Source organism: Phycicoccus sp. HDW14 (genome assembly GCF_011383005.1).
Taxonomy (GTDB): domain Bacteria; phylum Actinomycetota; class Actinomycetes; order Actinomycetales; family Dermatophilaceae; genus Phycicoccus.
Map to the genome: position 1 here is coordinate 1548828 of NZ_CP049935.1, position 16285 is coordinate 1565112.

15 protein-coding genes and 2 pseudogenes are annotated in these 16285 nt (G+C 74.9%); 4 read left to right on the plus strand and 13 right to left on the minus strand.

Annotated features, from left to right (window positions below):
* Positions 1–182 precede the first annotated feature (182 nt).
* From aroB to G7075_RS07715, 13 genes and pseudogenes are all read right to left on the minus strand, one after another.
* A complete protein-coding gene (aroB, locus tag G7075_RS07655; protein WP_166120584.1) occupies positions 183–1256 on the minus strand; it encodes a 3-dehydroquinate synthase in 1074 nt (357 codons plus the stop codon).
* A complete protein-coding gene (locus tag G7075_RS07660) occupies positions 1256–1759 on the minus strand; it encodes a shikimate kinase (RefSeq protein WP_166124284.1) in 504 nt (167 codons plus the stop codon). Before G7075_RS07660 ends, aroB begins: the two co-directional genes overlap by 1 nt.
* Positions 1759–2988, minus strand: coding sequence for a chorismate synthase (aroC, locus tag G7075_RS07665; RefSeq protein ID WP_166120587.1), 1230 nt, complete (start codon positions 2986–2988; stop codon positions 1759–1761). Before aroC ends, G7075_RS07660 begins: the two co-directional genes overlap by 1 nt.
* Positions 2989–3011: 23 nt before the next feature.
* Positions 3012–3695 (minus strand): A24 family peptidase, encoded by a 684-nt coding sequence (locus tag G7075_RS07670; protein WP_166120590.1) that lies wholly within the window; start codon positions 3693–3695, stop codon positions 3012–3014.
* Positions 3692–4519, minus strand: a complete 828-nt coding sequence (locus G7075_RS07675) for a shikimate dehydrogenase (RefSeq protein ID WP_205860648.1) — start codon at positions 4517–4519, stop codon at positions 3692–3694. Before G7075_RS07675 ends, G7075_RS07670 begins: the two co-directional genes overlap by 4 nt.
* Positions 4513–5688, minus strand: coding sequence for an endolytic transglycosylase MltG (mltG, locus tag G7075_RS07680; RefSeq protein WP_166120592.1), 1176 nt, complete (start codon positions 5686–5688; stop codon positions 4513–4515). The genes G7075_RS07675 and mltG overlap by 7 nt, the downstream gene beginning before the upstream one ends.
* A complete protein-coding gene (gene ruvX, locus G7075_RS07685; protein ID WP_166120595.1) occupies positions 5685–6218 on the minus strand; it encodes a Holliday junction resolvase RuvX in 534 nt (177 codons plus the stop codon). The genes mltG and ruvX overlap by 4 nt, the downstream gene beginning before the upstream one ends.
* Positions 6218–8913, minus strand: a pseudogene (gene alaS / locus G7075_RS07690) (alanine--tRNA ligase). The gene ruvX and the pseudogene alaS overlap by 1 nt, the downstream one beginning before the upstream one ends.
* Before the next feature lie 103 nt (positions 8914–9016).
* Positions 9017–9394, minus strand: coding sequence for a hypothetical protein (locus G7075_RS07695; protein WP_166120598.1), 378 nt, complete (start codon positions 9392–9394; stop codon positions 9017–9019).
* A 2-nt stretch (positions 9395–9396) separates the two neighbouring features.
* Entirely contained in the window at positions 9397–9762 is a 366-nt protein-coding gene (locus G7075_RS07700; protein ID WP_166120601.1) for a DUF948 domain-containing protein, read from the minus strand.
* A gap of 54 nt (positions 9763–9816) precedes the next feature.
* Positions 9817–10131, minus strand: a complete 315-nt coding sequence (locus G7075_RS07705; protein WP_166120604.1) for a TraR/DksA C4-type zinc finger protein — start codon at positions 10129–10131, stop codon at positions 9817–9819.
* A gap of 57 nt (positions 10132–10188) precedes the next feature.
* Complete coding sequence (locus tag G7075_RS07710; protein WP_240917969.1) at positions 10189–11616, minus strand: replication-associated recombination protein A; 1428 nt, start codon at positions 11614–11616, stop codon at positions 10189–10191.
* Positions 11617–11662: 46 nt separating this feature from the next.
* Positions 11663–12178 carry a DinB family protein gene (locus G7075_RS07715; protein ID WP_166120606.1) on the minus strand — a complete coding sequence of 172 codons (516 nt, stop codon included), beginning with the start codon at positions 12176–12178 and terminating at the stop codon, positions 11663–11665.
* A gap of 217 nt (positions 12179–12395) precedes the next feature.
* On the opposite strand from G7075_RS07715, the pseudogene G7075_RS21035 reads away from it, so the two are divergent.
* The 4 genes and pseudogenes from G7075_RS21035 to G7075_RS07730 form a co-directional block, all read left to right on the plus strand.
* Positions 12396–12902: pseudogene (locus G7075_RS21035) on the plus strand (MMPL family transporter); the annotation flags it as partial.
* An 886-nt stretch (positions 12903–13788) separates the two neighbouring features.
* Positions 13789–14598, plus strand: coding sequence for an MMPL family transporter (locus G7075_RS21040; protein ID WP_240917970.1), 810 nt, complete (start codon positions 13789–13791; stop codon positions 14596–14598).
* The gene (locus G7075_RS07725) at positions 14595–15389 is read left to right on the plus strand and encodes a GNAT family N-acetyltransferase (RefSeq protein WP_166120609.1); all 795 of its coding nucleotides are present in this window, start codon (positions 14595–14597) and stop codon (positions 15387–15389) included. Before G7075_RS21040 ends, G7075_RS07725 begins: the two co-directional genes overlap by 4 nt.
* Before the next feature lie 35 nt (positions 15390–15424).
* Positions 15425–16249, plus strand: a complete 825-nt coding sequence (locus G7075_RS07730) for an alpha/beta fold hydrolase (RefSeq protein WP_166120612.1) — start codon at positions 15425–15427, stop codon at positions 16247–16249.
* Positions 16250–16285 lie beyond the last annotated feature (36 nt).

A 16285-nucleotide genomic window follows, 5' to 3' on the forward strand; every position in this document is an offset into this window, starting at 1 on the left:
TGACAGTGGCACGAAGCCCCGGTCCCGCGCCGGCGTCATCCACAGGCACGTGCGGGGAGCCCTGCACACCCCGCGGGCTCTGGTCCGGTTTCCCGGATGGCGGCGAGAAGTCACCGCCATCCGGCGAAGTGGACCAGAGCCGGCGAAGTGGACCAGACCCGGCGAAGTGGACCACGGCCGGGTCAGGGGGCGAGGGCGGCGAAGGCGGCGCGCAGGTCGGCCTCGGACGGGCCCTCGAGGCGGCCGGGGTCGGCCAGCCCGTCGAGGACGACGAAGCGCAGCAGCGACCCGCGCGACTTCTTGTCCCGGGCCATCACGGCGAGCAGCTCCTCGAACGAGGCGTCCGCGTAGGTCGTCGGCAGCCCGAGCGACGTGAGCACCGACCGGTGCCGCGCCAGCAGCGCGTCGTCGACCCGGCCGGCGCGGTGCGCGAGCTCGGCGGCGAAGACCATCCCGACGGCCACCGCCTCGCCGTGCCGCACCCGGAAGCCCGATACCTGCTCGACGGCGTGGCCGAGGGTGTGCCCGTAGTTGAGGATCTCGCGGCGGAAGGCCTCCCGCAGGTCGGCGGCCACGACCTCGGCCTTGACCGCGATGGCGCGCTCGACGAGCTCACGGGTGTGCGGGCCGTCCCACCGCGTCGCCCCCTCGGGGTCGGCCTCGACGAGGTCGAGGATGACCGGGTCGGCGATGAACCCCGCCTTGACGACCTCGGCCAGCCCGGCGACCAGGTCGGCACGCGGCAGCGTCTCGAGGGCGTCGAGGTCGCAGAGGACCCCGGACGGCTCGTGGAAGGCCCCGACGAGGTTCTTGCCCTGGGCGGTGTTGATGCCCGTCTTGCCGCCGACCGCGGCGTCGACCATGGCGAGCAGCGTCGTCGGCACGTGCACGACGGCGACCCCGCGCAGCCAGGTGGCCGCGACGAAGCCCGCGAGGTCGGTGACGGTCCCGCCGCCCACCGCGACGACGGCGTCCGAGCGGGTGAACGCGTGCCGCCCGAGGCTCGCCCACAGGCCGGCGGCCACGTCGGCGGTCTTGGCCGTCTCGGCGTCGGGCACCACGGCCTCGTGCACCTCGAGCCCGGCCTCCCGCAACCGCGACAGGACCGGGCCGGCCAGACGGGCCAGGGCCTCGGGCCGCACGACGAGCACCTGGCGCACCCCGGGCGCGAGGAGCCCGACGACCCGGTCGGACACCCCGTGGCCGACGACGACGTCGTACGCGTCGCCGACCCGGATGACCGTGGCGTCACCCATCAGGACCCGTCCAGCAGCGCGGCGAGCTCGGCGGCGACGTCGTCGACCGAGCGCCCCGCGGTGTCGACGACGTGCGTCGCGACCCGCTCGTAGACCGGCCGCCGCTCCCCCATGAGCCGCACCCACGACGCCCTCGGGTTGACCGCGAGCAGCGGACGCGACCGGTCGAACCCGACCCGCTTGGCGGCGTCGGCGATGCCCACGTCGAGGAAGACGACGACGTGACCCGCGAGCAGCGGCTCGGTCTCCGGGTCGACCGGCGCACCCCCGCCGAGCGCGACGACCCCGTCCTCCGACACCAGCGCCCGCGCGACCTCGGCCCGCTCCAGGGCCCGGAACGCGGGCTCGCCGGACTCGACGAAGATGTCGGAGATGCTCCGGCCCGCGGTCTGCTCGACGGCGGCGTCGGTGTCGTGGAACCCGACCCCGAGCAGCTCGGCGAGCGCCCGCCCGGTGCTCGACTTGCCCGACCCGGGCGGTCCGACGAGGACGACGCGCGGCATCAGGCGTCCCACGTGCGCATGGCGGCGGGGATGGCGTCGAGGTACCCCCGGAAGTTGCGGGCGGTCTCGGTGACCGAGTCGCCGCCGAACTTCTCGAGGCAGGCCTCGGCGAGCACGAGCGCGACCATCGCCTCGGCGACGACCCCGGCCGCCGGCACCGCGCACACGTCGGAGCGCTGGTGGATGGCGGTGGCCGGCTCGTCGGACGCGACGTCGACGGTGTCGAGCGCGCGCGGCACGGTCGAGATCGGCTTCATCGCGGCCCGCACGCGCAGCACGCCGCCGACCGACATCCCGCCCTCGGTGCCGCCCGCGCGACCGGTGCGCCGGCGGATGACCCCGGCCCCGTCGCGCTCCATCTCGTCATGGGCCTCGGACCCGCGGCGCGCGGCGGTGCGGAAGCCGTCGCCGACCTCGACGCCCTTGATGGCCTGGATGCCCATGAGCGCCGCGGCCAGGCGCGAGTCGAGCCGGCGGTCCCAGTGCACGTGCGACCCGAGCCCCGGCGGCACGCCGACGGCCACGACCTCGACGACGCCACCGAGCGTGTCGCCGTCCTTGCGGGCGGCGTCGACCTCGGCGACCATCGCCGCGGACCCCGCAGCGTCGAACGCGCGCACCGGGTCGGCGTCGAGCGCCTCGACGTCGTCGGGGCCCGGCAGCGGTGCGTCGTCGGCGACCCCGGCCGACCCGATGGCCACCGTGTGCGACACGAGCCGGATGCCGTACGCCTGCTCGAGCAGGGCGGACGCGAAGGCGCCGAGGGCCACCCGCGCGGCGGTCTCGCGGGCAGAGGCGCGCTCGAGCACCGGCCGGGCGTCGTCGAAGCCGTACTTCTGCATCCCGACGAGGTCGGCGTGCCCGGGGCGCGGCCGGGTGAGCGGCCGGTTGCGGGCGACCTCCTTCTCGGCGTTGACGTCGTCGGCGGCGGCGAACTCCTCCGCCGGCACCGGGTCGGGGCTCATGACGGTGCGCCACTTCGGCCACTCGGTGTTGCCGATGCGCAGGGCGACCGGTGAGCCGAGGGTCAGGCCCAGCCGCACACCGCCGAGGATCTCGACCTCGTCCTGCTCGAACTTCTGGCGCGCACCCCGCCCGTACCCCAGGCGGCGACGGGCCAGGGCCGCCGCGACGTCGGCGGTGCCGACCTCGACCCCGGCGGGCAGGCCCTCGATCGTCGCGACGAGGGCGGGTCCGTGCGACTCGCCCGCGGTCAACCAGCGCAGCATGCCGGCAATCCTGTCACGGGCCCTCAGCCGGACCCGAGGCCGATCACGATGCGAGGTGCGAGGGCGATGGAGAACCACGCGCCGAGGCACATCGCGGGCCCGTAGGCGATGTGCGACTTGAACCCGACGCGTCGCAGCACGAGCAGAGCGGCGGCCGCCAGCCCGCCGACGAGGAAGCCCGCGCCCATCCCGATGACGACCTGCGCCGTGCCGAGGAAGCCCAGCAGCGCGCCGATGACCGGGGCGAGCCGCACGTCGCCGAAGCCGACCCCGCCGCCGGGCATGAGGAAGAGCAGGAAGTAGAAGCCGCCCATGAGCGCGATGCCGATGACCGTGCCCTGCCAGCGCGGACCGCCGGTGGCGACGACGGCCAGCGCCACGAGCACGAGCAGCGCGGCACCCGTCGGCACGACGAGCCCGACGGGGAGGCGGTGCACGTCGAGGTCGATCCACACGAGGGCGACCGTGAGCCAGGCGAAGAGGAGGAAGGGCGGGAGCGCGGTCCAGCCGCCGAGGTCCTGCACCGACCACGCCGCGACCCCGGCGAGCAAGCCGGTCGCCGGGCCGGTCCACCACGGGTTGCCCGGCTCGTGGTCGGCCTCGTCGTCCTCGATGCGGTAGCCGCCGGTCGCCAGCTCGCGCCCGGTGACGTGCCCGACGACGCCCATGACGAGGGCCGAGGCGAGCACGACCCACCACGGCGTCACGGCGCGACCCCGAGGGCCGCGCGGCCGGCGGCGAGCATCGCCTCGAGCGGCGCCTCGTGACGGGTGAAGAGCGTGAACTGCTCGGCCGCCTGGTGCACGAGCATGTCGAGGCCGGAGACGACCGTCATGCCCGCGGCGGCGGCCGCCCGGGCCGGGGCGGTCGGCCAGCCGGCGTAGACGACGTCGAGGAAGACCCCGGCGTGCTGCGGCGGCACCGAGGCGGCGACCACCTCGGCCCCTGCCGGCGGCACGGTCGAGACGACGACGTCGTCACGGGTGCTGACCCACGCGTCGAGCCCGGCGACCGAGCCGTTGCGGATGCCCACCCCGGCGTCGAGCGCCCAGGCGAGCAGGTCGGCGGCCTTCCCGGTGTCGCGGGCGCGCACCGTGAGGGTCGTGACCCCCAGCCCGGCGAGCGCGAGGACGCACGAGCGGGCCGTGGCCCCGGCCCCGAGGACCAGCGCCCGCCCGGGTGGGCCGGTCAGGTGCGGCCGCAGGGCCCCCGCCACCCCGGCGACGTCGGTGTTCGTCGCGTCCCAGCCGCCGTCGGGCCGCCGGACGAGGGTGTTCGCCGCACCCGCCCGCCGGGCGACCTCCGACACGGAGGCGGCCACCGCGAGGGCGGCCTCCTTGAGCGGCATGGTCAGGGACAGGCCGCGCCAGGAGCCGTCGAGGACGCCGACGAAGCCCGGGAGCCCGGCGGCGTCGACCTCGTGGAGGTCGTACTCCCAGCCGTCGAGCCCGGCCGCGGCGTACCCGGCCCGGTGGAGGACGGGCGAGAGCGAGTGCGCGACGGGCGAGCCGAGGACGGCAGCCCTCAGCACTTGCCCGGGTGGTCGGAGCACCACTGCTGGAACTCCTTGACGTTGCGCTCGTGCTCGGCCGACGTCGACGCGAACTTCGTCTCGCCGGTGCTGGGGTCGACGGTGACGAAGAAGACCCAGTCGCCGTCGGCGGGGTTGGCCGCGGCCTCGATGGAGGCCTTGCCCGGGTTGCCGATGGGGCCGGGCGGCAGGCCCTGCACCTTGTAGGTGTTGTACGGGCTGTCGCTGTTCCGCTGGGCGTCGGTGGTGCCCGCCTTGCCGCGCTGCTGGGCGGCGTAGTGCACGGTCGAGTCCATCTGCAGCAGGCCGTAGCTGGGCGGTCCGCCCTGGAGCCGGTTGAGCACGACCCGGGCGACCTTGCCGCGGTCGGCGTCGCCGCTGACCTCGCCCTCGACGATCGAGGCGATGGTCAGGGTGCGCTCCCAGCTTTTCTCCGGGACGTCGGCCTCCTTGAGGGCCGCGACGGTGAGGCCGACCATCTGCTTGAGCTGCGCGGCGGCCGTGGTCTTGTCGTCGAACTCGTAGCTGGCCGGGAACAGCCAGCCCTCGATGTCGCCCTTGGCCACGGCCGGCAGGCCGAGCGCCTTGGTGTCCTTGGCGGCCTTCGTGTACTCGGCCACCGGCACCCCGGTGGCCTTCGACAGGGCCGCGAAGGTCTCGTTCTTCCACAGCCCCTCGCGGATGGTGACCCGCGAGGCCAGCCGGTTCGCGGGGTCGACGAGCAGGAGGAAGGCGTCGGCGCCGGTCATCCCCTTGAGCATCATGTAGGTGCCGGGCTGGATCTTGGCGGCCGACGTGGGGTCGGCGGCGGCGGCGTCGAGGTAGGCGGTCCGGGTCTTCGTGACGCCGGCGTCGCGCAGGCTCGAGGCGATGACCTCGCCGGTGTCGCCCTGCTTGACGACGACCTCGACCTCGCCCTCGCCCGGGCCGGCGAAGTCGACGTCGCCGCTCTCGCTGCCCCCGAAGAGGCCCGAGACGGCGGGGCCGAGCACGGTCCAGGCGCCGTAGGCGGCACCTCCGATGAGCCCGACGGCGAGGATGACGGCGAGCAGCCGGCGGCCGCGACGGGGCTTCTTGCGACGACGGCGCTGCTGCACCTCGCGCCGGGTGCGAGGGGCACGCCGGGGCGTCTCGTCACCGAAGATCGTCTCGGTGAAGTCGTGGCTCACGTCCTCGTGCCCTTCGTCCGTGGCTTGCGCCGTCGTCCTCCGACCCTCTCCCCTGCGGGGGTCCCGGTCGTCCGCTCGGCGTCGAGGGCCGACTGGAGGATGAGCACCGCCGCGGCCTGGTCGACCACGGCGCGCTGTCGCCTCCCGGCGAGCCCGCTGTCACGGAGCGCGCGGTGCGCCTCGACCGTCGAGAGCCGCTCGTCGACGAGCCGGACCGGGACGGGGGCGATGCGCGCCGCCAGCACGGAAGCATACGTGCGGGCACGGTCCGCTGCGGGTCCCTGCTCCCCGGAGAGCGAGCGGGGCAGCCCGACGACCACGCGGACGGCCTCGTGCTCGAGCACGAGCGCCGCGACCCGTTCGAGGTCCTCGTCGCCCGCGGCGGCCGGCCCCTCCGCCGTGCGGGGCACCGTCTCGAGGGGCGTGGCGAGCACGCCGTCCGGGTCGCTGCGGGCGACGCCGACGCGCACCGACCCGACGTCGACGCCCAGCCGGACGCCGCGTTCCGGACCCTCGCCGGGCTCCGGCATCAGCCGGCGAGCTCCCCGACGCGCCACTCGACGGCCGCCAGCGCCTCGCCGACCTTCGACGGGTCCTGGCCACCGCCCTGGGCGATGTCGTCCTTGCCGCCACCGCCGCCGCCGAGGGTCGAGGCGGCCACGCGCACCAGCTCGCCGGCCTTGATGCCGCGGCTGCGCGCCGGCTCGTTCGTCGCGACGACGACGACCGGACGGCCCTTGGCGACCCCGGTGACGACGACGACGCTCGGTCGGTCGGCACCGAGCCGGCCGCGCAGGTCGAGGACCATCGTGCGCACGTCGTCGGCGCCGGCCTCCCCGCGTCGTGCGCGAGGAAGGTGACGCCGCCCACGTCGCGGGCGCCGTCGGTGAGCGAGCCGGCCGCGGCCTGCAGCTGCTCCTTGCGCAGTCGGTCGAGGTCGCGCTCGGCGTCCTTGAGCCGGGTGACGAGCCCGCCGACCCGCTCGGGCAGCTCCTCGGGGCGTCCCTTGAGCAGCTCGGTGAGCTGGCCGACGATGGCCCGCTCGCGCGCGAGGAACGAGAAGGCGTCGGACCCCACGAGCGCCTCGACCCGGCGCACGCCGGAGCCGATGGACGCCTCGCCGAGCAGCGTGACGAGGCCGAGCTGCGTCGTGCGCTCGGCGTGCGTGCCGCCGCAGAGCTCGCGGGCCCAGTCGCCGACCGAGATGACGCGCACGGCGTCGCCGTACTTCTCGCCGAAGAGCGCCATGGCGCCCGCGTCGCGCGCCTGCTGCTGGGTCATGACGTCGGCCCGCACCGCGAGGTCCTCGAGGAGCAGGGCGTTGACGCGGGACTCGACGTCGCGCATCACCGACGGCGGCAGGGCCGACGAGGCGTGGAAGTCGAACCGGAAGCGACCGGGAGAGTTCTCGGACCCAGCCTGGGTCGCGGTCTCCCCCAACGCCTCCCGGATCGCCTTGTGCACCATGTGGGTCGCGGTGTGCGCGCGCGAGATGGACCGGCGGCGCTCGATGTCGACCTCGGCGAGGGCGGTCTCACCGGTGGCGACCTCGCCCTCGACGACGGTCGCCTTGTGCACGACGAGGCCCGTGATCGGCGACTGGACGTCACGCACCTCGACGAGCGCGCCGCTGCCGAGGCGCAGCAGACCGCCGTCGGCGAGCTGGCCACCGCCCTCGGCGTAGAACGGCGTGCGGTCGAGGACGAGCTCGACGTCCTGGCCCGCGACCGCGGACGAGACCGGCGCGCCGTCGAGGAGCAGCCCGGAGACCCGCGCCTCGGAGACGACCTCGTGGTAGCCGGTGAACTCGACCGGTCCGCCGACGCCGTCGGCGAGCGCGCGGTAGACGCTCGTGTCGCCGTGGGCGGTCTTCTTGGAGCGCGCGTCCGAGCGGGCGCGGTCGCGCTGCTCGCCCATGAGCCGCGCGAAGCCCTCGCGGTCGACCTCGAGCCCCTGCTCGGCCGCCATCTCGAGGGTGAGGTCGATCGGGAAGCCGTAGGTGTCGTGCAGCTGGAAGGCCTGGTCGCCCGCGAGGACGCCGCCGCCCGAGGCCTTGGTGCGCGCGACCGCCGTGTCGAGGATCGTCGTGCCCGACGCGAGGGTGCGCCGGAACGCCTCCTCCTCCGCGTAGGCGGTCTGCGAGATGCGGTCCCAGTCGGTGCGCAGCTCGGGGTAGGACTGCTCCATCCGCTCGAGCGAGACCGGGAGCAGCTCGGGCAGGCACGGGTCCTCGTAGCCGAGGAGGCGCATCGCCCGCACCGAGCGGCGCAGCATCCGGCGCAGGACGTAGCCGCGGCCCTCGTTGCCGGGGGTGACGCCGTCGCCGATGAGCATGAGCGAGGAGCGCACGTGGTCGGCGACGACCCGCAGCCGCACGTCGTCGGGGTGGCTCGAGCCCGCCGAGTGGCCCGAGCGCGTGCCGTAGTCCTTGCCGGTCATCTCGGCCGCGCGGGCCAGCACCGGGTAGACCTCGTCGATCTCGTACATGTTGTCGACGCCCTGGAGGATGGAGGCGATGCGCTCCAGGCCCATCCCGGTGTCGATGTTCTTGCGCGGCAGCGGTCCGCTGACGTCGAAGTCGACCTTGGAGCGGACCTCGGTGAGGTTCTCCTGCATGAAGACGAGGTTCCAGAACTCCATGAACCGGTCCTCGTCGACCGCCGGGCCGCCGTCCGGGCCGTACTCGGCACCGCGGTCGTAGAAGATCTCCGAGCACGGGCCGCCCGGGCCCGGGACGCCCATGTGCCAGTAGTTGTCGGCGAGGCCGCGCCGGACGATGCGCTCGACGGGGATGCCGACCTGCTCGTGCCAGATGCCGAAGGCCTCGTCGTCGCCGTCGAGGACGGTGGGCCAGATGCGCTCGGGGTCGAGACCGAAGCCGCCGCGGTCCTGGGGGGTCGTGACGAGCTCCCAGGCGAGGGCGATCGCCCCCTCCTTGAAGTAGTCGCCGAAGGAGAAGTTGCCGTTCATCTGGAAGAACGTGCCGTGCCGGGAGGTCTTGCCGACCTCCTCGATGTCCTGGGTGCGCACGACCTTCTGCACGCTCGTCGCGCGCGGCCACGGCGGGGTCTCCTGGCCGAGGAAGTACGGCTTGAACGGGACCATGCCCGCGTTGACGAACAGCAGGTTCGGGTCGTCGAGCAGCAGGGAGGCGCTCGGCACCACGGTGTGCTCGCGGCTGCCGAAGAACTCGAGCCAGCGGCGGCGGATCTCAGCGGTTTCCATGTCGTGTCAGTCCTGGGGTGTGGGCCGTGCGCGGGCAGGCCGTCATCGTAGGCCGGGCGCGCACGGGGTCGGGCGGGCGTGCGGGGGCGGGGGCGGTCGGCCCCTACCGAGCTCGCCCGCCGTCGGGTCGGTCGGCCCGCGAGGGCCCGGAGGGGTCGAGCAGCAGCGCGCGGGCCTCGTCGGGGCTCAGCGAGCGACCGGGGTCCTCGCCCCCGAGCGCGGGCCGGGTGCTGCGCTCGGAACGGTCGGCGCGGTCCCAGCCGGCGTCGACGTCGAGGTCGGGCACCCGGGCGTCGGCGGCGTGCCGGGGCGCACGGGTGGTGGCGTCCTCGGTGACCGCGAGCTCGACGGCCTCGCGCAGCTCGGCCTCGCGGCGGGTCGCCGCCTCCCGGACGGTCGCGACGAAGCGCTGCGTGGCGGGCCGGCGCCACACCACGTAGCCGACCCCGACGGCCGCCGCCCCGAGGAGCACGGTGCGCATCCTCACGACGACACCTTCCGGAGGCCGCGCACCGCCGTGCGCACGCCGTAGCTGTAGGCGGCCACCTTGATGAGCGGGGAGCCGACCGTGGCCGCGAACACCGACGTCAGCGCCGAGGCGTTGGTCGTCATCGTCGAGACCGAGCTCGTGATGGCGTCGACCCGGGTCAGCTGGTCGTTGGTCAGCCCGACGGTGTCGGTGAGGCTCTTGAGCGTCGGCTGGACGTTCTCGGTGGTGGTGCGGACGCTCTCGCGCGCCTCGTCGAGGATGCGGCCGGCCTTGCCGACCAGGCCCGCGACCCGCACCACGAGGTACGCGAACGCGAGCGCGGCGATGAGCCCGGCGATGCCTCCGAGGGTGACGTCCATGGCGCCGACCCTACCGGGGACCGGGTGGTCGCCACCCACCCGATACCCGTGCGCTCAGGCGTGCCTGACGCAGCGGGCGGCCCATGGCCGGGCCTCGAGCCGCGCGGCCGGGATGGGCTCGCCGCAGACCTCGCAGGTGCCGTAGGTGCCCTCGGCCACCCGGGCCCGCGCCCGGCGGACCTGGGTCAGCGAGTCGAGGAGCTGCTCCTGGACGGCCACCGCGGAGAGCCGGTCGACGGCCAGGGAGGTGCCGTCGCCGATGCGCTTGCCGAAGGAGAGGTTCTCGCCCTCGGGCGGTGCGGCGGTGAGGGTGGCGAGGTCGGCGACGAGCTGGGCCTCGTGGGCGGCCAGGGTCGCGTCGGTGTCCATCACCCCACCGTAGGTCAGCGGGCCGACACCGCCGCCCGGACGGTCGGTCGGGGGCGGTCAGCCCCGGCCCAGGCGCTCGCGCAGCCAGCGCCAGCGCTCCTGGAGCCGGGCCTCGAACCCGCGGTCGGTGGGGTGGTAGTAGTCGGCGGTCCCGGCGAGGTCGTCGGGCAGGTACTGCTGGGCCGCGACGCCGTCGGGCTCGTCGTGCGCGTAGACGTAGGTGGGGGCCTTCGAGCGGCCGGTGGCCTTCGCCGTGGCCTGGGCGATGCGGTCGGCGCCGCCGTAGCCGCTGCCGCGCAGGTGCAGCGGCACGGGGCCGCCGCGGCCGGCGCGCACGTCGGCGATGGCCGCGTTGATCCCGAGGTAGGAGGCGTTCGACGCCGGGGCCAGCGCGTTGTGGACGACCGCCTGGGCGAGGATGATCCGCGCCTCCGGCATGCCGATCTGGGCGACGGCGTGCATCGCGGCGACGGCGGTCTGCAGGGCGGTGGGGTCGGCCATCCCGACGTCCTCGGAAGCGGCGATGACGATGCGGCGGGCGATGAAGCGGGGGTCCTCGCCGGCCTCGAGCATCCGCGCGAGGTAGTGCAGCGAGGCGTCGACGTCGGAGCCGCGCATCGACTTGATGAGCGCCGAGGCGACGTCGTAGTGCTGGTCGCCCGTGCGGTCGTAGCGCACCGCGGCGTGCGCGACCGCCTGCTCGGTGTGGGCGAGGGTGACCTCGAGGACCTCGGGCCGCTCGGCGCCGGGGGCCACGGAGTCGTCGGCCACGCCGGCCGCGGCCTCGAGGAAGGTCAGCGCGCGGCGGGCGTCGCCGCCGGAGAGCCGGACGAGGTGCTCGCGGGCGTCGTCGGCCAGCGCGTAGGCCCCGTCGAGGCCGCGCTCGTCGGCCGCCGCGCTCGTGAGGACGTCGGCGACCTCGTCGTCCGTGAGCGGGACGAGGGTGACGAGCATCGAGCGCGAGAGCAGCGGCGCGATGACCGAGAACGAGGGGTTCTCGGTGGTGGCGGCGACGAGGACGACGAGGCGGTTCTCGACCCCGGGCAGCAGGGCGTCCTGCTGGGCCTTGGTGAAGCGGTGGATCTCGTCGAGGAAGAGGACGGTCTGGCGCCCGTAGAGGTCGCGGGTGCGGGCGGCCCCCTCCATCACCGTGCGGACGTCCTTGACCCCGGCGGTGACGGCGGACAGCTCGACGAACTCGCGGTCGGCGGCGGTGGCCACGAGGTGGGCCAGCGTGGTCTTGCCGGTGCCGGGCGGCCCCCAGAGGATGGCCGACAGCGCGCCGGCCGCCCCGCCGCCGCCCTCGATGAGCCGGCGCAGCGGGCTGCCCGCCCGCAGCACCTCGCCCTGCCCGCGGACCTCGTCGATGTTGCGCGGACGCATCCGCACCGCGAGCGGGGGGACGACGCCACCGGAGCCGCCGACGGCGTCGCCGGCACGCTCCTGCGCGGCGGCGCCGAAGAGGTCGGTCCCGTCCTGGCTCACACCCGCGAGGCTAGCGCCGGGCACCGACCCCGCCGACCGCCGGCCGTCAGAAGTAGCCGACCTCGCCGTCGAGCTGCTCGCGCAGCAGGTCGAGGTGGCCGGCGTGCCGCGCGGTCTCCTCGAGCATGTGCAGCACCATCCAGCGCAGGGTCGCATCCCCCACCCGGTGGATCGCCGTGCTGCCGGTGTCGTCGAGGGCGTGGGCCCCGATGGTGGCGTCGGTGCGCGCGCAGGCCGCCTCGTAGTCGGCGAGCACCTCGGCCAGCGTCGCCCCCTCGACCCGGAAGTCGTCGTCGTCCTGCGCGTCCGGTCCGAACCCCCGGCCGGTCGCCGGCTCGCCGAGGAAGCACTCGCGGAACCAGAGGTCCTCGCAGCTCGCGAGGTGCGACACGATGCCCGCCACGGTCATGAGCGGCGAGGTGGGTACGAGCACCCGGTGCGCCTGCTCGTCGGTGAGGCCATCGGCCTTGAGCCGGATGATGCCGCGCTGCAGGTCGTACCAGCCGAGGAGGGCGGTGCGCTCGTCGGCGTCCTTGGCGGGGCGGGTGCGGGTCGCGGGCATCCCGACACGGTAGCGACGGCGCTCCGACAGGGCGGAGGTTCGCACCGGGAACCCGCGGGCGACCCGGTGTGCACGGGGGCGGTGGCGAGCCGCTGCCCTGAGAGCCGCGGTGATGCAGGACACGGCCCCGGAGCGGCTCTCTGCATCACCGCGATGCACCGCGGTCACGCGCCGGAACGCTGCCCGCGGCCACCGCGGCCCGTGCCACGCTGTGCCCATGAGGAGGCGCGCCGGGCACGGTCGGCCGGGGCTGGAGCGCTGGGGACGGTTCGTCGCCGCGCACGCCCGCGCGCTGCTCGTCGGGTGGCTCGTCTTCGTCGCCGCCGGGTTCGCCGTCGCCCTCGGCGGCCTCGGCACCCCCAGCCTCTTCGACCGGCTCGACACCGGCGAGATCGTCGTCGACGGCGAGAACCAGTCCGGCCGGGCCGTGCTGTCCGAGGCCGGAGGCAGCGGCTTCAGCACGCACACGTTGCTCGTCGAGGGAGTCGACGTCTCCGACCCGGCCGTGGCCCGGGCGGCCACGACCGCCGTCCGTGACCTGCTGGCCGTCGACACCGTGCAGACGGCGGTCAACCCGTTCGTCGTGCCGGGCGGCCCCACGTCCGCCGCGGCCGCGCCGATGCTGCTCCACGGCAAGGCCTCGGCCGGCGGGTTCGCCACCGTCGTCACCTTCGACCCCGGCAACACCGCCGAGCAGGAGGACGCGGCGACCGCGAAGGCCGACGCGATCTTCGACCGCCTGGTGCGCGACACCGGCGCCACCTCCTCCGAGCGCGGTGGCCTGCGGGGGCTCGTCGACCGGATCGTCCACCAGGTCAAGGTCGACGGCCAGCGCGGCGAGGGCATCGCGCTGCCCGTGAGCTTCGCCGTCATGGTGTTCGTCTTCGGCGGCTTCCTCGCGGCCGGCTTCCCGGTGCTCGGTGCCGTCGCCTCGATCGCCGGGGCGCTGGCCTCGCTGCTCGGCTTCTCCTACCTGCTCGACCTCGACGCGACGGCCGTCAACGTCGTCACGGTGCTGGCCCTCGGCCTGTGCATCGACTACGGGCTGCTCGTCGTCAGCCGGTTCCGCGAGGAGATGCGGGCCCTGCTCGCCGGGCGCCCGGCGGCGGAGGCGAGCGCGTCCGAGGTCGCGGAGGCGACGGGTCGCACCCTCGAGCGCGCCGGGCGGACCGTGGTGTTCTCGGCCCTCACGGTGGCCATCTCGCTCGCCGGGCTGCTCTTCCTCGACATCGACTTCGTCCGGGCCGTCGCGCTGGCCGGGGTGTCGGTCGTCGTCGTGGCGCTGGCCGTGGCGCTCTCGCTCGTCCCGGCGCTCTGCGTGCTCGGCGCCCGGCGGCTGCTGCGTCGCGGCACCGAGGTCGGCGCCGACACCGGCGTCTTCTCCCGCCTCGCCGAGACCGTGCACCGCGTGCCGTGGGTGGTCATCGGGGTCGTCTCGGCGCTGCTCCTCGTCCTCGCCGCACCGGTCGGGGGATGCTGCTCACCGCCTCGGGCGCCGAGCTGCTCCCGAAGGGGACCCCGAGCGGACGTTCGTCGAGGACTTCGCGGATGGCTACCCGAGCCTCTCCGGGGCGCAGGTCGTCGTCGTCGCGAAGGCTCCCGAGGCCGACGTGCGGGCCTGGGCCGCGGGCGCCGCCGACCGGCCGGGGGTGGCCTCGCTCGACCCGGTGCGCGTGCTCGAGGGCGGCGTCGTCACCGTCCCGTTCCACACCGGCGACAGCGGCACGGGCGCCTCCTCCCGCGAGCTCGTAGACTCGCTGCGCGCCGACCGCCCGCCCTTCGAGTCGTGGGTCGTCGGGCAGGCCTCGGGCATCCTCGACTTCCGGCAGGCCGTCGCCGACCGGGCGCCGTGGGCCGTCGGGGCGGTGGTCCTCGCGACCCTCGTCCTGCTCTTCCTCATGACGGGCTCGGTGATCGTGCCGGTCAAGGCGCTGGTGATGAACGTGCTCTCGCTCGGGGCCAGCCTCGGCGTGACCGTCTGGATCTTCCAGGAGGGCCACCTCGAGTCGCTGCTGCGGTTCACCTCGGCCGGCGGGCTGGAGAACACCATCCCGCTGCTCGTCGTCGCCTTCGGGTTCGGACTCTCGATGGACTACGAGGTCTTCCTGCTCTCGCGGATCGTCGAGCTCCACGAGCAGGGCCGCAGCACCCACGAGGCGGTCGTCCTCGGGCTGCAGCGCTCCGGCCGGATCATCACCTCGGCGGCGCTGCTCATGGTCATCGTCTTCTCGGGCTTCGCGGCCGGCGACCTGCTGGTCATGAAGCAGATGGGGGTCGCGCTCGTCCTCGCCATCACCATCGACGCCACGCTCGTGCGGATGCTCCTCGTCCCCGCGACGATGGCGGTGCTCGGCCGGGCCAACTGGTGGGCGCCGGCCCCGCTGCGCCGGCTGCACGAGCGGTTCGGGATCACCGAGTGAGCACCCTGCGGCGGGTCACGACGCCCGACGAGCTGCTCCGGCTCACCGACGGGCACCCGGTGGCGGTGCTCGACATCGGGTCCGGGCTGTCGGGGCCGGGCTGGTCGGTCGAGGACGCCGGCCGGGCCGTGCTCGTGCCGCGCCGGTCCGACCACGGCGTCCCGGGCGCGGCGGTGCTCGGCGACGAGGCGGGCATCGACGCGCTGTTCGCCGATGCCCGGGTACGGGAGTGGTTCCTGCACAGCGGTTCCCGGCACCTCAGCGCCCCGCGCGAGCACCAGCACGTCGTCGCCCGCCACCTCGACCTCGGCCGGCGGGGCGGTGACTGGGACTGGATGTGGACGCGCACCGCTCCCCCGACCGCGCCCGGCGAGGAGCGGGTCGTGCCCCTGCACCCGGGCGACCGCGAGGAGGCCACGGCCTTCCTCGCCGCCCACAGCCCGACCACGCACGGCCAGCCCTTCGCCCGGCCCGGGCAGCGGTGGGTCGGGGTCCGCGACGCCGACGGCGCGCTCCTGGCGTGCGGCGGCAGCGAGCCGTCGGAGGCGGGCACCCCCACGCTGGCCGGCATCGCGGTCGCCAGCGACCTCCGGCGCACCGGCCTCGGAGCCGCGGTGACCGCCGTCCTGACCCGCGAGGCGGTGTCCACCACGGGGGCCTGCGCGCTCGGGATGTTCGCCGACAACGACGCCGCCCGCAGCGTCTACGAGCGGCTCGGGTTCACGACCGGGATGCGCTGGCGCAGCCGATGGCTCGACACGCAGGCCCCTCCGCCCGCACCGCGTGCCTAGGCTGGAACGGTCCGACCACGACCGAAAGGTGAGAGATGCCCACCGTCAGCAACGGCTCCCACGAGATCCACTACGACGACCACGGCGGTGACGGCGCTCCCGTCGTCCTCATCCACGGCTGGCCCCTGAGCGGCGAGTCGTGGTCGGCCACCGTGCCGGCCCTCCTCGACGCCGGCCACCGCGTCGTCACCTACGACCGGCGCGGCTTCGGCCGGTCCGGCAAGCCCGGCGAGGGCTCGTCCTACGACTACGACACGCTCACGTCCGACCTCGACGCCCTGGTGCGCGAGCTCGACCTCACCGATGTCGCGCTCGTCGGCTTCTCGATGGGCGGAGGCGAGGTCGCCCGCTACCTCGGCACCCACGGCGAGGACCGCGTGCGGGCCGCCGTCTTCGCGGCCGCCATCCCCCCGTGCCTCAAGAAGGACGACGAGCATCCCGACGGCGCGCTCGACGACGCGACGGTCGAGGGGTGGCAGCAGCAGCTGCGTGCCGACCCGCCCGGCTTCCTCGACGGCTTCGTCACGAACTTCTACTCGGCCGGCGAGGAGCTGAAGGTCAGCGAGGAGCAGCGCCAGGCCGCCGTCGCGCTGGCCGCGCAGGCCGAGGTGCACGCCGCCGCCTCGTGCATCCGCAGCTGGGTCGAGGACTTCACGGGCGACCTCGCGAAGGTCACCGTGCCCACCCTCGTCATCCACGGCGACTCCGACGGCATCGTGCCGCTCGAGGTCTCCGGGCAGCGGACCGCCGAGCAGGTCGCGGGCGCGCGGCTGCACGTCATCGAGGGCGGTCCGCACGGCATCAACGACTCGCACACCGAGGAGTTCAACCGCGAGCTGCTGGCCTTCCTCGCCCGTTGACGGAGGGGGCCACGTCACCCCACCCCGTCGAAGGTA

What these genes read in the sequence shown, in the direction of transcription:
- aroB (WP_166120584.1), bottom strand. Translation starts at nt 1,256, where the DNA reads ATGGGTGACGCCACGGTCATCCGGGTCGGCGACGCGTACGACGTCGTC.
- G7075_RS07660 (WP_166124284.1), bottom strand. Translation starts at nt 1,759, where the DNA reads ATGCCGCGCGTCGTCCTCGTCGGACCGCCCGGGTCGGGCAAGTCGAGC.
- aroC (WP_166120587.1), bottom strand. Translation starts at nt 2,988, where the DNA reads ATGCTGCGCTGGTTGACCGCGGGCGAGTCGCACGGACCCGCCCTCGTC.
- ruvX (WP_166120595.1), bottom strand. Translation starts at nt 6,218, where the DNA reads ATGCCGGAGCCCGGCGAGGGTCCGGAACGCGGCGTCCGGCTGGGCGTC.
- G7075_RS07695 (WP_166120598.1), bottom strand. Translation starts at nt 9,394, where the DNA reads ATGCGCACCGTGCTCCTCGGGGCGGCGGCCGTCGGGGTCGGCTACGTG.
- G7075_RS07700 (WP_166120601.1), bottom strand. Translation starts at nt 9,762, where the DNA reads ATGGACGTCACCCTCGGAGGCATCGCCGGGCTCATCGCCGCGCTCGCG.
- G7075_RS07705 (WP_166120604.1), bottom strand. Translation starts at nt 10,131, where the DNA reads ATGGACACCGACGCGACCCTGGCCGCCCACGAGGCCCAGCTCGTCGCC.
- G7075_RS07715 (WP_166120606.1), bottom strand. Translation starts at nt 12,178, where the DNA reads ATGCCCGCGACCCGCACCCGCCCCGCCAAGGACGCCGACGAGCGCACC.
- G7075_RS07730 (WP_166120612.1), top strand. Translation starts at nt 15,425, where the DNA reads ATGCCCACCGTCAGCAACGGCTCCCACGAGATCCACTACGACGACCAC.